We start from the raw sequence: 14,482 nt of genomic DNA, 5'->3' as shown, positions 1-14,482 counted from the left end.
GACAAAGTTATTGAAAATCTAGATACACTTATAAGCATCTGTGTAAATAACTTTACTTCGCCTAGTGAATTTACTGTAGCTTACCATTGTCATGAAAATCAAGTTATTCCTTTTTTGGTAAGATACTTCTTTTTATTTATACATCAAATGAAATACACCAAATGAATACTTCCATTTTAATAGTTGGAAGTGTTGAGTTTTACGGCACACTTCTAGATCGTTTGGATGGTTTAGCAACTCGTAACTTTGAAGTAATACAGTCTGAGGAGGAAGTATTGTCTTCAATTCAGGCAAAAAAACCGAATTTAGTAATTTTGCCAGCAGATCGGGCAAGCAGCTTGGAACTTTGTCGCCTACTGAAGCAAAATTCTAATTTAGGCTGGATATACTGCATTCTAGTATTAGACCAACCGATAAATGCTCTGGAAGAAATTTTGCCTGGATGGAATTGGGAGTCAGGATTGAGAGCAGCGGCGTTAGAAGCGGGGGCGGATGCTTGTTGCTGGTTGTCGCCAAAGCAAACTAACAGTAAATTAGCGGAAGCAGAGTGGAGATTACAAAATTTACTGCTCAATTCTCAGATTCAAACGGGAGTGCGGCAAGCACAAATTTACCGGAATTTGATGCAGAGTAATGATTATTTATCGGCGATCGCGCTTGCCGATCCCTTAACAGAATTGAATAATCGTCGCGCTTTAGATTGGGAATTACCACGCCAAATTGAAAATGCTCGAAATCTTTCTACACCTTTAAGTTTGCTAATTTTAGATGTGGATTACTTTAAATCTGTGAATGATATTCACGGTCATTTAGTAGGCGATCGCGTTTTACAATTACTCAGCGCTCGCTTGCGACACAATCTACGTTTTCAAGATACCCCATTTCGCTACGGTGGTGAAGAAATTGTAATTATCCTCAGCAATACCAAACTTCAAGAAGCCAAATTAGTTGCCCAACGACTTAATTCCATAATTGGCGACCAACCCTTCATGATTGACAAAAATCTACCGCTACAAATTACGGTTAGTATTGGAGTTGCCACGCTCAAAGACGATGATGACGATCAAGGAATCAGCTTAATCGATCGGGCCGATCGAAACTTACTCAAAGCTAAAAGTGATGGACGAAATCGAGTCATTGCTCAATCAGAAGAAGATTGATGTTGTTGAATAATTTGTTGACAAACAGCTACCGATTCCCGTTTTTCCATTGCTGCTACTAAAGCTTCATAAGCATCCCAATTAGATTGTAAAAGAGTCCGAGCTTGGAGAATAAAGTGACGTTCTTGCTGAGGATAATTTGATGCGGAAATATCCAATTGAGCCAGAGTAATTCTCAGTTTTTCCCGGTCTTCTGCACCACCTAACGCATTACCGTAAACTAAAATTTCCGCTGCAATTCCAGCCATCCAAATTGTGCCGTAGCGATGCAAAAGTTTAGAGGATAAAATCCCTTGTTCTAACCCAAATGCCAATTCTCGATCGGCAAATCTTACTCCTCCTTGTCCGGGATGTCCTTGCTGCAAAGCTGACCAAGCACTGAGGGAATAAGCTGCGATCGGAATTTCTAATAAAGTCGCCACTAAAAAATGCCCCGCTTCATGACGCACGATCCGGGCGCGATGCTCAGGTGAAGTACTGGCTAACAAATCTATAATTAAATTTCCACCTTGCCCTTGCCAAGTGAAAGTATCCAGGGTGGTAAAACCTAAAACGATCGCAGTGGCGATCGCCGAGACGTAAGGTGATATATGTAGCCAAGGCCCCAGCAGAACGGAAAGTGTCATCGCAAAGACTAAAATAGCGATTAAATTCAAGCTAGTTTTGCTCATCTTGGCAGATAAATTAAACTCTTAAGCACATTTATTATAAACCCATTCTTTAGCATATCAATAAATCTGAGGTTTGACTTTTAAAAATCTAAAATCGCACATCAAAAATCTAAAATTCACTGCCCCTTGACTTAGCGGGAAAGTACTGCTAAAACAGTTAGTTAATTGTTCTTCACACTCAGCAATTATGAAACTGAATCTATCTCTGGCAACCGCTTTATCCACAGCTGCAATCGGCAGCGGTATTTTATTGACTAATATTGCTCCTTCCGAAGCGGTTGGTGGTTGTGCTTTTTCCAAGTTTAAGAATACAAACACAGCAGATTCTACTAATCCATCCGGTTTAATTGTTAACAAATTAAATTTTCCTAAGTTGGCGATCGCAGGTGCAGGAATCGCAGCTGTTGCTGGCTTATTTGCTGCGGGAATGTCCTACAAATCACGTCTAGCCAAAAAAGTCGATGCTACCAGTGCTGATGCTTCTGCTGCACATCCAGAGGTTCCTGTTGATACTAATTCCGCAGATCTTCTGTTTGCACCGAAATTAGAAGATGTTACTTCTACCTTAGACAAACAAGATTTAACTCAGGTTGGTTAATTAATTTTAAATAATTAAAAACCCGGTTTCTTTAAGAAACCGGGTTTTTAGCAATTATTTACTGTTTACCTGCATCTTAGAAGTTTTTCGCAAATCTTTTAATCTCTTTCTTAAGCGTTTTAAATTTGGACTTTCTCCGCCATAACGCCAACTAATGTAGGCTTGAGAAATTTCTGCGATCGCTTCTGCACGTTCGGGAGAATAATGTTGACTGACTACATTGGCATATTCAAAAGGTGTTTGTGCTGGATGTTTACGTAAACCTTTTTCTTTTAACCATTGCAGCATTTGCTGATAGATACTTTCCATTGGTGGCAATTTTTGTAACCATAAATGATAACGCCAAATTTGCCAACCTTGCCAAGCTAACCAAGCTAAAAAAGCGAAAGCAATAGTTACAATTAATCCCAAAAATAACCCCGTCCAACCTTTAGAAAATAACCCAAAAAACCAGGCTATTGCAGTAAATAAAGCAGCTGCGATCGCGCCAAATACAGTATTTAAAAACCCCGTAACTGGTGAAGGTAGCCAACCAGCAATCCACTTCCAAAATTTCTCAATTAAACTAAAAGTTTGATTTTCTTCAACCGAAGGCGGAATTAACGGATGTCCAGGTATAGGATCGAAAGCAAACCAACCATAATTAGGGAAATATACCTCAGTTAGCAAATGAGCATCCGTATTTTTTACAATGTACAAACCTGTGAAATAATTGAAAGTTCCTGGCGCAAAACCTGCGGCTACTCTCGCCGGAATGCCAATGGAACGCAACATTATTGTATAAACTGTAGTGAAGTGATCGGCATAACCTCCAGTTATTTTTTTATTAGCTGGACTGTTCTTATAACCAAACAAAAAAGCTTCTACTAGGTCTTCATTTTCCTGTAAAAATGGAGGTAATCCTTCTAGTTTATAGTTGGGATTTTGTTTGAGATATTGAGCCAAATAAAGTGCCTTTTCGTAAACAGAAGTAATTTCTTTATTAGATTTTGATACCTTGTTTCGATTAGCTAAAATCTCTTCAGTGCGTTTTTTTACCTTTTCCTTAATTGCTTCGGGAACTTGGAGATAATATTGTTTAGTTCTTTGGGTATAATTAGTAGGAGCTTTACCTAATTCAGTACGATCGCGCATCGTAACATTGGAAATTACCGTATAAGTTAAACCTTCATTTAATCCTACAGGCGATCGCAAACTCCTTTCCGCATCTATGGCTATTTGCTGCGTAGGAAAATACAGCTGTCTCGGTTGTGCAAGCGCCGGAATAATATTTGGCATTTCTGACACCACCGTATAACTTTGAATAACTTCCTGAGTCTGACTTAAAGTAGGTAAAGTAGGTAAAATAAATTCAAAAGACCAAACCGGACGTTCAATAGTTTGAGTTTGTTTATTGCGGGAAACTTCCCAACCTTGTCCCGTATATTTATCAAAAGCCATGACTCGCCAAAAACCTTCCGCTTGCGATCGTACCCGCATCACAGTTTTCGGCTTCATTATGCCACGTAAATTTTGATTAATTATCGTATTAAATCCATAATAAAAAGTATCATCCAATTCCCCCGCACCTTTTTCTCGGTTTCTCCCAGCACCCGAACCACTACTTCCCCCAGAATTTCTTCCCCGATTATAAGCAGGGTTATTAATATTACTTGGATCGAAACTTCCGGTTAACTCAATAGGAGCACTTACGGGAAAAGTTCGCAACTGATAACCCGGAACTCGTGGGAGAAAGGCAAAAATACTCAAACCTAACCCAACAACTAATAATAACAATAAACTTAACCGTTTTACCGAAAAAGGTAAAACAACTTTCTCTTTTTTTCCTCTATTTTCTCTACTTACAAGTATAGATTTTAACCCTAATCTAGCGCGATAGTCTAGGACTAAAACAGGTAAAGCGATCGCCAAAAAACACAACAACAACGGCGCAAAAGCCATCGTCTGACTCAGAGTAGCAGCTACTCCCAATAAAATCAGACCAATGACCATTGAATAACCTAAATCCTTACGCCTTGGCAAATCAAAACTGTGCAAAACTTGCAATTGAATTAACAATTCTGCCAGAATTAATCGCGTATCATTCAAAGAATCTCGAAGATTCAACAAAAAAGAAGCTAACGCTAACAACATCCCGATCGCAATACAAAACTTGATCGGAATATTACTGTTTCTGCGTCGATACCAACTCCAAACAGCACCCGCTATACTAGCAGGAACAGCCCACAAACTAATACTAGTCTCAGCCGCCACATCCGTAGCGACAATTCCTATTACTACCAACAATTGCACCAAAATTCTTAACCAAATCGAATCCTCAACCTCTTGATTTGGTCTGGCTTGTAGCATTTGTTGAAATTGGCGGAAAAAAGGTCTATTTTGCAGTTGTTGCATCACCAAACCACCGATTTTATCTAGCTAGATTGTAGGATAAATGGCAAAAATTAACGAATTATGAGCTAACGGGTGAAACTGAACTTCTAGAGGGTAACTTTGGTTAGGCGCTAAATCAAACAATTCTACACTCAAAAAACCCGGATCGGGCCGTTCAGTTCGAGCAGAGGCTTGACCTCCCTGTAATTTTAAAATCCCGCCACAGGGAAATAAACATTGGATTCGCATTGATTTAATTACTTGTGCTTCCAACTTATATTCTACTTGCAGAGTCAGCATTCCCAACTCACACAACCATTCTCGTTCTACTAATTTGTTAGTTGGTGATAAAGCCAAAGTCAGAAAACCAAAAATTTGTTTAGCCACCAGCAGCAGTAATACCATGCGTTCATTTTCTTTCGCTGCTTCGTAAGTGAGAGGAAACTGAGATTTAGCCAGGGAAAAGTCCACTTGGGTTAAATTTTGGGAAAGACTGACAATTTTCTGGGCAAACCTCTTTAATAACTGGGAATGACTAGGAAATAATGCCTCTACAGCCCGGACTATTTTGGCTTCTTCAGCGATCGAAGACTGTAGCACAGACTGCGATCGATTAAACAATTTCAATAAAATTTCCTGGGGAATAGATACAGGTAAAGCTAATTTTTCCATTTGAGTCAGCCATAAAATTTCCCCCACTGCGGCTACAGGCGAAGCAACTTCGTCACTCTCATATTGCCAATCTTCCGTTTCCCAAGGAAACAGCGGCGGATTATTTTCTAACTCTAACTGAATTCGGCGTTTAATCAACGCTTGGAAGCGATCGCGTACCGCCGGAATATCTGCTACTTCCGTCGGTTGAGACGATGCTTCAGGAAAATCCCAATCTGTCGTGCTATCCAATCCTTCTGACTCCAGAAAGTCTAAATCATCTAACTCCCAATTTTCTATATCACAATCTTGGTCATTGGCGCTGAAAATAGAAATTTCCTTATCTTTAGCAGATAAGGTGGATCGATCGCTCAGAAGCAACCAAGCAAAAAAATGTTCAGGGAAAGTTTCAAAGTCTCTGTTCATCAGTCGATGCACCCGATCCGGACAAGAGAGAATTTAAGGTAGAAAGTTACGGATATCCCAAGCTAATTCTAAAAGCTTAAACCACTGCTTCTGAGTATGGCTAACAGTCCAACCAAGACGTTGTGCAATTTCTCGATCGGATAACTTCTGCCGCTTTAACTCTAGTAAAATTTGCTGGTTAGAATCCAGCCTTGACAAAAAAGTTTGCCATTGCTGCGGCCTTAAGCCAAGATTTCTATCCAACTCAGCTTCCAACCACTCATGTACTAACTCCCACTGATGCAACAGCGCAAACCGAATCAGATGATACTTAAAGCGTTGCTGCAAATAGTCCCTTTGACGGGGCGTTAAATTCATGATAGTCTCTATTTCTTGAGTATTACTATCGTTGAGGCGAAGTACAAAGTACTGAACGCAGTCATACTGTTTATGTGCCTCTAAATAGCCGATCAATTCATTAATTACTGACTGGCGCAGTTGATTTTGCTGATTCATTCCCTGTTCTTGAAATAACATCATTTCACCCACTTGCTGCAACAAAACTTCATCCATATTCTGAGGCGAAGATTCTACCCCGCCATTGTCAGCCACCTGTTCCATATCAATCAGTGTTTCTGGTGGTTGTTGTTGGATAAAAGCCTGTGCTCGCAAAATAATTAACTGTTGGCGATTTCTGTTAGTAATGGGAATGCGGCGTTTAGCATAACGTTCTGTAAAACTCAGGAACTCTGCCAACTCCAAAAGCGTCCTTGGTGTATAGGTAGGACTAATGGGAGCAGTTTCGCAGTTTGCTCCTTCCCGACGAAAGGCAGTTAACGCCTCTACATAAAATCCCTGCAAAAAGTCTTCGATCAAAGTCAAACGTCTTTGATATGCTGAAGATGAGCGCGAAGGAGCAATGTAGCGATAAACAATAGCGCTCAAAGTACTATGTAAGTCCAGCCTTGCCATAGTTGCTCTGAGGTGGTAGTAGTGGAGACATTGCTGTAAGCGATGACGAGCTAATTTAGCCCCCCAAACTTCCACATCGCCCAAACTTTGAATCCTTTGACTTTGTTGGCAAATTCGGGTTACTTCTGTCCCTAAACGTGCTGCTACTTCACGGCAATTTTGCTCTGAAGCACTGGTAGAACGTCTAAGTTCGTTGAATATTAGCTCAAATATAGCCTCCACGCCCGCAGATTTCTCCTTGGTTAGTTTTTTCTGAGGGTTCCGCGATCGCTAATGCCAGAGAGCAGCAAGAAAAAAGGCTTTTATCTTCAGCTTTTTAGCTGTTTTTAACTGCTCGCACGAGTAAACTATCTCCTGTGACCACCGCTGGTTAGCTAAATCGTTAGACTCGAAAGTAGACTCCCAGAGCTTTGTTTTATGGATTTAGATCGACAGATTGAACTTTTGATTGATGGCGCACCGAATGATGGGCGAACACCCCAGGCGATGCGAGCGATCGCACCAGCACTTAAGCTCCTGGCAAGTCAGTTGCAACATCCCCAGTACTACGTTCTCCAAACCTTGGATGAAGCCTGGGTACTCACAACTTTCACCAATAGCGAGCAACCTCAAGAAACAAAGCATATCCTCTATGCTTTTTCGACCCTCCAAGATATCACCACTTATACGAGTACCCTAAAAGATCCCGATGTAATGGCGATTCCGGTTCCTGTCACCCATATTTTGTTCCAAATGGTAGCTATGGACACTGTTGATAGCGCGATCTTTTTTGAAACCCCTGGTAATCTTTCGGAAGGAATCCAACTGCGTCGGGAAGATTTACAAAGTTTGGTGCAATCCTATCTAGAACAGGAATTTCCCATTCCTAAGCCTTCGCCTGGGAACATTCCACCCAATATTGCTTAAAATTTAGGATTTTAGCCCCAGGTTTTCAGCCTGTGGGCTTTTCCCAAGAATCGTGTAGGTATTGTTAGAGATGGAGTTTTATACGGGAGCATCCCAATTTTGCAAAAATACAAGCGATTAGAAATCGAGGCTACACAGACAAAGCCTGCCTCCGCAGGCTAAAAGTCCGCGCAGGCGGACTTGGTTTGTATAGCCCCAGACTTCCAGTCTGAGGGGCAATTTACACATTTGGGATGCTCCCGTTTTATACTTTCCTGGTTTACTAACAGAACATTAATTAAAAACTATGACAAAGTTAGAATTAAAAAATCACCAAGTTTGGCAAGATTTGACTGAAATATTAGAAAATATAGATACCAATAAACTGGTGACGGAACATTTAGAGTTATGCGATTATAGCGATCGCACTTTTTTTCCCAAATCCATCCAGCACCGATTCTAACATTGGCAATACTTTATTTACTTGTTCGGCGCGGATAATTAAATCCCACAAAAATTCAAATTTTTTCCAAGCACCAGCATAAATTAAATGGCGCAACTTTTGCTCCCAAGTATTTTTAGTTGAAACTGATTGGAAAATTGCATTCCAGCGATAAAAATCTCGATAAGCACGCAAATATCCAGCTTCTAATACTTCTGCTGTCATTTTGTTTGGTTGAAAAACAACGTGACGAGTGTCGTATAAATCCCAATTATCACTAGTAAGACGGTTTTCCGTCGCCATTCGTTGATATAAATCTGTGCCGGGATAGGGAGTTAAAATATGAAAAGTAGCGGTTTCAATGCCGTTGTTAATTGCCCATTCCACAGTGCGATCGAACACGGTTTCATCATCCTCATCCATCCCAAAAACAAAGCTACCATTAATCATCACTCCTAAATCGTGCAACCGCCGAATTGCTTCTGTATAATCCCGATTTAAATTGTGGTATTTGTGCTGTTGGCGCAAATTAGTTGAATTAAGAGTTTCAAAACCAATAAACAAACTCCGCAATCCACTTTCCACCGCTTTTTCTAATAAATTTGGCTGCAAAACAGCATGAACAGTTCCCGCTGCTTGCCACACTCGTCCCATACCTTTCATACCATCAAATAAACCACTGGCAAATCGCGTATCTCCGAATAAATGATCGTCCAAGAAAAAGAGATGTCTTCCCGGTAATTCAGCAATTTCTTCTAAAGCGCGATCGACTGTTTCTGTATAAAAAGACTTACCGCCTTTAAAGAAAGATTCTTTATAACAAAAATCGCAATGATGCGGACAACCCCGCGACACAACTATAGAATTTGGTACTAAATAAAGATGACGCTTAATTAAATCTCGGCGTATTTTAGGCAAATCAATTAAGCTACGTTCTCGCGAAACATAAACTTTTTCGGGCTTTCCTACTTGCCAATGTTTGAGAAATTGGGGCCAAGTATCCTCACCAGGGCCAATAAAAATAGTATCAGCATGGAGACTAGCTTCTTCAGGTAAAGCAGTGACGTGCAAACCTCCTAAAGCTACGTAAATCCCTCTTTGTCGATAATAATCTGCTAATTCGTAAGCTCGGTAAGCGGAAGTAATATAAACTTGAATTACTACTAAATCTGGCTCATCTTCTAAGTCGATCGCCTCTATATGTTCGTCTTGGATAACAATTTCATCATCTAGTTGAAAAAATGCAGCGATCGTTGCTAACCCCAAAGGCGGAAACAACGAATATTTAATCGGTCGCCAGTGAGGGCTAATAGCTTCCGTAAGAGCGGGCAAAATCATTTTTACTTTCATTTGATTGCCTTTTGAGATGCTGATATAATCAGCAAAATTTGAGTGACTTTATCCTAGCTGTTTAAGGAAGTGATGACAGCGATCTCTACATTTATTTAAAAATCCACACAACAGATTTTAAGTAAATCAAAATTTCGCTATATTTCTTAATTAATTGTTTTAGGGACTGGGGACTAGGGACTAGGGACTGGGAAGCCTTGAGGAGTAAGCATTTTATTAGCTAATCAGGTTTACTTATCACCATGAGTACGGGAGAGCCAACAAAAGTAAAAACTGCGCCCTAAAAAGAGCGCAGTTTTTCATATCTTAATCTCTTAATAAAGACGACTTAAAACATAATCTGCCATATTAATTAAAGCTTGACGCGATTCCGACGCTGGTAAATCTGCTAAAAACTCCACCGCAGTACGCGCATTTTGAGTAGCTAATTCTCTTGCTCTCTCAATACCCTTGGCTTCATTAATCAGTTGTAATGCCTGTTCTAAATCTTCTTCTTGGGAGAATTCGCGATCGATCAAAACTTCCAAAAAAGGTTTCTCTTTTAAAGCAAACAGCGTTGGCGCAGTTAAATTGCCACTTCTTAAATCGGAAAGCGACGGTTTCCCCAAAACTTCCGTAGAACCCGTAAAATCCAAAATATCATCAACAATCTGGAATGCTAGACCGAGATGACGACCGTAGTAATACAAATTCTGCGCCATTTGAGCACTCACATCGCTGAGTATTCCAGCTGCTTTGGCACTATTAGCAATCAGTGAGGCAGTTTTGTAATAGCTCTTTTGTAGGTAAGCCTCGATCGATAAACTAGCATCAAAGCAATTCAAACCTTGCTGAATTTCTCCAGTTGCCAAATCCATAATCACTTCCGACAGGAGTTTGACAACCTCCAGATTATCCAGATTAGCAAGATACCAGGAAGATTGGGCAAATAGAAAATCTCCAGCCAGTACCGCAATTCTATTACCGAATAAGCTATGTACCGTCGGTACGCCCCGACGCACCGACGATTCATCCACCACATCATCATGTACTAAACTAGCTGTGTGAATCATTTCTGTAATCTCAGCTAATCGTCGATGTCGAGAGGTAATCTCCTGTCCTAGCATGGTAGCTCGCGAAATTAACAGGACGATCGCTGGTCTCAGTCGCTTTCCTCCTGCTCCAAACAGATGTTCCGCTGCGGCAGACAAGATAGGGTGACGATTACCAACTAGCTGCTTTAAATTCTCTGACAGCAAACGCAGGTCTGCTTCAACAGGCGAAAAGAGGGAGGTAGTTGAGGTCATGGATCTGCCAGTTCCGGCTTTATTTACGAAATTTAACATATTCTCTACCTCATTTTAAGCTAACCACCCCACAGATGAAATCCCGTTTCCCATCCTCTTCACTAAATCTACCTACTACATCCCCAATCCCCCGATTATCTCGGTGGATTTTACCATTATTCTACAAACATCAATAATTAATTCATCGAAACTTAATTTGATTTCCCAAAATTGTATAAAATTTTTAAGCATTTTTCCGATCTACCTCAAAAAGCTGGGAAGCTTGTGATACGCTAGTTAGTAAGGATTTCACTAAATTTGAATAACACTCCAAGGAAACCAACAAAAGTTGGTTGCCAATGGTGATATGGAGTGACTCCTTTCACTTAAAGATAGATGTAGCTACTGACAAGTAGTTACCTTAACCGATTATTAAAATCGGCGATCGGTTTCTTAGAGTTTCTCTAAGACTTTTAAGGCCGGGTTAACCAACCTAACCTGCAATTCCTTAGTGCCGATCTAAGGTTTCCATAAGCAAACAGAAACACTAAACGGGATTAGTACCGTTGGGTGACTCATTTTGCTGACAGCTTTCCAGTGCGATACCCGTAAGTACTAGCAAGCTGAGATTTTCTATGACTATCAACTTAATCCCATTGCTTTATCTACTAGTAAATTAATTATGGTTTACCGCGATATGCCTCTCATGATTCCCTTCTTAGCCACAGGTTACTTGTTAGCGATTTATCTGCTTCTGATCGTCGCCCAACGTTCTAGAGCTTGGAGAAGACCCCAAGGTTAAGTCCAAGCCCTAAAGAGTAATTTTGAATATTAACTACTCTCTTTCGAGAGATTCTATTCTCGCTGGCTGTAAAGAGACAGCTGGCAACCATACTTGCTCCACAACAGGGGTACAACCTAGCCACTGCACCGATAATTGAGCGAAGTGATGTGGATCGCCACTCACACAGAAGCGCGTCGGCTGCGGTGGATTAGTGTTTCTTAGCCCCAGTAAATCTAATTCCTGAGCAGCTGCTCTCACCACATATACTGCTGGATCGACTGTACGTACTGTCCGAGGCAGGATAGACTTTAGCACTGGGGCTAAATGGGGATAGTGAGTGCAGCCGTAGACCAAGGTATCAATTTGTTGCTCCAGCATCGGAGCTAGATATTCCTTAGCTACTTGGTAAGTATCGTGGGAATAAATCCGGTTTTGTTCGATTAAAGGGACAAAAGCGGGACAACCTACTTGCCAAACTTGAACTGTGGAGTCAATCTCATGGATGGCGCGACGGTAGGCATTGCTGGCAGCAGTAGCGGGGGTAGCAATTACACCAATTCTTCTACCTTGTTGTACTGCTGCTCTAGCTCCGGGTAAAATCACTCCTAAAATCGGGAAATTGAATTCTGACCTTACAGTTTCCAGTGCTAAAGCCGAACTGGTATTACAAGCCATGATTACCATTTTGACTGACTGTTGCTGCATCCAGGTGAGAATTTCCCGGACAAAGTTTAAGATTTCGCTCATCTGACGATTGCCGTAAGGTAATCTAGCTGTATCTCCGAAATACAGGATAGATTCCGATGGTAATTGACGATAAAGTTCTCTGAGAACGGTAAGACCACCCACACCACTGTCAAAAATCCCGATTCTTTGAGAGGTCATTGATATCCAAGTCCTTTGTAAATTGATTGCTTTGAATTTTAGTTTTTGGATTGAATTGTAGTCAAAATTGACTTGTTGGTAGTTGGTAGTTGGTAGTTGGTAGTTGGTGTTTTCCCATTACCGATTATCCACTACTTAATTACTGTCTGTAATATTGCAGGTACTGAAGAATGCCGCGAGCTATGGCTTCTGCCATTTGATTTTGGTAGGCAGGAGTTGCCAATCTAGCAGAATCCTCGTATCCAGTGACAAAACCAGTTTCTACTAGTACAGAAGGCATGGCACTGTTGCGTAAGACATAGAATCTAGCGCGTCGCACCCCGCGATCGGGAATATTTAAACTTTGAATAATGCTACTGTGAATGAAGCGAGCTAGAGTCAGACCACTGTCGAAGTAGTAGGTTTCCAAACCATTGACATCTGGGCGATTAGGTATGGCATTAGCGTGAATGCTGACAAATATATCTGCTTTAACTCGATTAGCGATCGCAGTTCGACCCGCTAACTCCACAAAATAATCAGCATCGCGAGTCAGAACTACTTGAACACCCTGTTGTTCCAATAATCTAGCGACTTGGAGCGAGATTGGCAAGATGACATCTATTTCTTTTAATCCGCCAATTCCGATCGCACCTGGGTCTTTTCCCCCATGTCCGGGGTCAATTACTACTAAAGCCCGGGCATTTGGGCGGCGTGTAGGTAACTGTTGATAAGGATAATCTGACACCCCTTGACCTAAAGGAGGATAATTTTGGCTGGTGGGAACTTGTCCCGCTCTGGCGCTATAAAAGGGTAAAGCCAAAAGTTGGGGACTAGGCTGGCTGACTTCTCCGACTTGAATCCCAGAAGCTGGAAACAGCGCGATCGTCACTCTACCATCATCCTCACGGACGCGCAAGCGTAATATGGGCGCATCTCGATCGAGTCTCGGTTCTTGGAATCGCTCAATTAACTCTGCTGAATTCACCGTAATTCGATAAGCACCATTAGACCTATCCCAACCGCTAGTGTAGGTAAAAGGCTGATCTGCTCGAATTAGCAATTGATTGCCATTTAGTTCGATCGATTGAATGTTCGCTTTTTGACGTTCCCCTCTTTGAGCAGTAGTAGACTGTTCGCCCCCTGGTAGCAAAACAATCCCACCCAAATTGCTGACATTGGCAGTCCAATTTGGACTGTTTTCCGCTACTTTCAGCGTCAACCGGACTACAGGCGGATTATTATTGACCTGATTAAATTGAATAACACTAACACCATTACGGTTAACGGAAAATTCCCGATTTAAGAGTTGAGGCGAGAGCATCGCCCCTTCCAAGACAATATTTACGTTTTCCCTACTCCGCTCCACTTCAATCTCTGGATTACCACCATTTGTCCGCAAAAATAAACCATCAGGTGTTATTTGTAAAGCTTGAATTTGGGTAATTTTAGGCACCACAGGAGTCCTAGTAGTTACAGGTGGAGGTGGTGGTGCAGCGGCTTCTGGGGCGGGAAGAGAGAGACTAGTACCAGAACTTTGTCCTTCAGTAGCTGCATTTGGTTGTTCATCACTTCGAGTGGGTGTTGGTAGTTGGACTACCCATTGTCTAGGGGAAACTCCTCGAAATTTTATTTCTTGGGGGTCGAGAGTATACCCATTGACTAATTCAATCACCAAACGAGTTGTCTGAGAGTTTACCTGTCCAATTCTTACAGAACGGATTAGTCCTTTCCCTGGTTGATTGATAGTCCGACGCAGATTAGTGCCGGGTAAATCAATCACCAAGCGAGTGGGATTAAATAATAATTGTGCTTTGGGTTGAACGTCACCGTCTGTGGTGAAAACCAGCTGATTGCGTTGAGGATCGAAACGCCATGATTGCAGTTTACCTGCGATCGCTGGAGATGAAAGTAAAAGTAGGCTTAAAAAAGTACTGGGTAGTATCCAGTGAAATTTCACGGTTTATTTCTCCACGATTTACATAGCCCAGCAGCAGAACTTCTTCCCGCTGGTAAGGAGCGAACGATGATGCCCTGAAAAACTTTTGTTAGTACTCTCATT

Annotated in this window: 10 protein-coding genes and 1 pseudogene; 3 read left to right on the top strand and 8 right to left on the bottom strand. The window is 41.4% G+C overall.

What is annotated here, in order from left to right; genetic code table 11:
• The first annotated feature begins 161 nt into the window (after positions 1-161).
• Positions 162-1,160: a GGDEF domain-containing protein gene (locus ACE1CA_RS20455; protein ID WP_413280046.1), complete on the top strand. Its 999-nt coding sequence runs from the start codon at positions 162-164 to the stop codon at positions 1,158-1,160.
• Here ACE1CA_RS20455 and ACE1CA_RS20450 read toward each other — a convergent pair.
• On the bottom strand, positions 1,142-1,831 hold the full coding sequence (locus ACE1CA_RS20450; protein ID WP_413280047.1) for an ATP-dependent Zn protease: 690 nt from the start codon (positions 1,829-1,831) through the stop codon (positions 1,142-1,144). The genes ACE1CA_RS20455 and ACE1CA_RS20450 overlap by 19 nt on opposite strands.
• A gap of 187 nt (positions 1,832-2,018) precedes the next feature.
• Between ACE1CA_RS20450 and ACE1CA_RS20445 the strand changes: the two genes are divergently transcribed.
• On the top strand, positions 2,019-2,429 hold the full coding sequence (locus ACE1CA_RS20445) for a hypothetical protein (RefSeq protein ID WP_413280048.1): 411 nt from the start codon (positions 2,019-2,021) through the stop codon (positions 2,427-2,429).
• A 54-nt stretch (positions 2,430-2,483) separates the two neighbouring features.
• On the opposite strand, the gene ACE1CA_RS20440 is transcribed toward ACE1CA_RS20445, so the two are convergent.
• From ACE1CA_RS20440 to hetZ, 3 genes and pseudogenes are all read right to left on the bottom strand, one after another.
• Positions 2,484-4,823: a transglutaminaseTgpA domain-containing protein gene (locus ACE1CA_RS20440; protein ID WP_413280049.1), complete on the bottom strand. Its 2,340-nt coding sequence runs from the start codon at positions 4,821-4,823 to the stop codon at positions 2,484-2,486.
• A 24-nt stretch (positions 4,824-4,847) separates the two neighbouring features.
• The gene (locus ACE1CA_RS20435) at positions 4,848-5,879 is read right to left on the bottom strand and encodes a hypothetical protein (RefSeq protein WP_413280050.1); all 1,032 of its coding nucleotides are present in this window, start codon (positions 5,877-5,879) and stop codon (positions 4,848-4,850) included.
• A pseudogene (hetZ, locus tag ACE1CA_RS20430) lies at positions 5,863-7,052 on the bottom strand (heterocyst differentiation protein HetZ). The gene ACE1CA_RS20435 and the pseudogene hetZ overlap by 17 nt, the downstream one beginning before the upstream one ends.
• A 195-nt stretch (positions 7,053-7,247) precedes the next feature.
• On the opposite strand from hetZ, the gene ACE1CA_RS20425 reads away from it, so the two are divergent.
• Positions 7,248-7,736: a hypothetical protein gene (locus ACE1CA_RS20425; protein WP_413280052.1), complete on the top strand. Its 489-nt coding sequence runs from the start codon at positions 7,248-7,250 to the stop codon at positions 7,734-7,736.
• A gap of 385 nt (positions 7,737-8,121) precedes the next feature.
• Here ACE1CA_RS20425 and ACE1CA_RS20420 read toward each other — a convergent pair whose 3' ends face one another.
• The 4 genes from ACE1CA_RS20420 to ACE1CA_RS20405 form a co-directional block, all read right to left on the bottom strand.
• Positions 8,122-9,507 carry a B12-binding domain-containing radical SAM protein gene (locus ACE1CA_RS20420; RefSeq protein WP_486517463.1) on the bottom strand — a complete coding sequence of 462 codons (1,386 nt, stop codon included), beginning with the start codon at positions 9,505-9,507 and terminating at the stop codon, positions 8,122-8,124.
• Between the two features lie 314 nt (positions 9,508-9,821).
• A complete protein-coding gene (gene sds / locus ACE1CA_RS20415; RefSeq protein ID WP_413280073.1) occupies positions 9,822-10,793 on the bottom strand; it encodes a solanesyl diphosphate synthase in 972 nt (323 codons plus the stop codon).
• 814 nt (positions 10,794-11,607) lie between these two features.
• Positions 11,608-12,441: a glutamate racemase gene (gene murI / locus ACE1CA_RS20410; RefSeq protein ID WP_413280054.1), complete on the bottom strand. Its 834-nt coding sequence runs from the start codon at positions 12,439-12,441 to the stop codon at positions 11,608-11,610.
• A 139-nt stretch (positions 12,442-12,580) separates the two neighbouring features.
• Positions 12,581-14,380, bottom strand: a complete 1,800-nt coding sequence (locus ACE1CA_RS20405) for an N-acetylmuramoyl-L-alanine amidase (RefSeq protein ID WP_413280055.1) — start codon at positions 14,378-14,380, stop codon at positions 12,581-12,583.
• Between the last annotated feature and the right edge of the window lie 102 nt (positions 14,381-14,482).

The sequence above is a fragment of the Floridaenema evergladense BLCC-F167 genome (assembly GCF_041929205.2).
In the GTDB taxonomy this organism is placed as follows: Bacteria; Cyanobacteriota; Cyanobacteriia; order Cyanobacteriales; family Aerosakkonemataceae; genus Floridanema; species Floridanema evergladense.
The sequence above is the reverse complement of the archived record's forward strand: the minus strand, read 5'-3'. Positions and strand labels throughout refer to the sequence as shown.

Coding starts and splice junctions, on each gene's coding strand:
- ACE1CA_RS20440 (WP_413280049.1), bottom strand. CDS start 4,823: ATGCAACAACTGCAAAATAGACCTTTTTTCCGCCAATTTCAACAAATG.
- ACE1CA_RS20420 (WP_486517463.1), bottom strand. CDS start 9,507: ATGAAAGTAAAAATGATTTTGCCCGCTCTTACGGAAGCTATTAGCCCT.
- ACE1CA_RS20445 (WP_413280048.1), top strand. CDS start 2,019: ATGAAACTGAATCTATCTCTGGCAACCGCTTTATCCACAGCTGCAATC.
- murI (WP_413280054.1), bottom strand. CDS start 12,441: ATGACCTCTCAAAGAATCGGGATTTTTGACAGTGGTGTGGGTGGTCTT.
- ACE1CA_RS20425 (WP_413280052.1), top strand. CDS start 7,248: ATGGATTTAGATCGACAGATTGAACTTTTGATTGATGGCGCACCGAAT.
- sds (WP_413280073.1), bottom strand. CDS start 10,793: ATGACCTCAACTACCTCCCTCTTTTCGCCTGTTGAAGCAGACCTGCGT.
- ACE1CA_RS20435 (WP_413280050.1), bottom strand. CDS start 5,879: ATGAACAGAGACTTTGAAACTTTCCCTGAACATTTTTTTGCTTGGTTG.
- ACE1CA_RS20455 (WP_413280046.1), top strand. CDS start 162: ATGAATACTTCCATTTTAATAGTTGGAAGTGTTGAGTTTTACGGCACA.
- ACE1CA_RS20450 (WP_413280047.1), bottom strand. CDS start 1,831: ATGAGCAAAACTAGCTTGAATTTAATCGCTATTTTAGTCTTTGCGATG.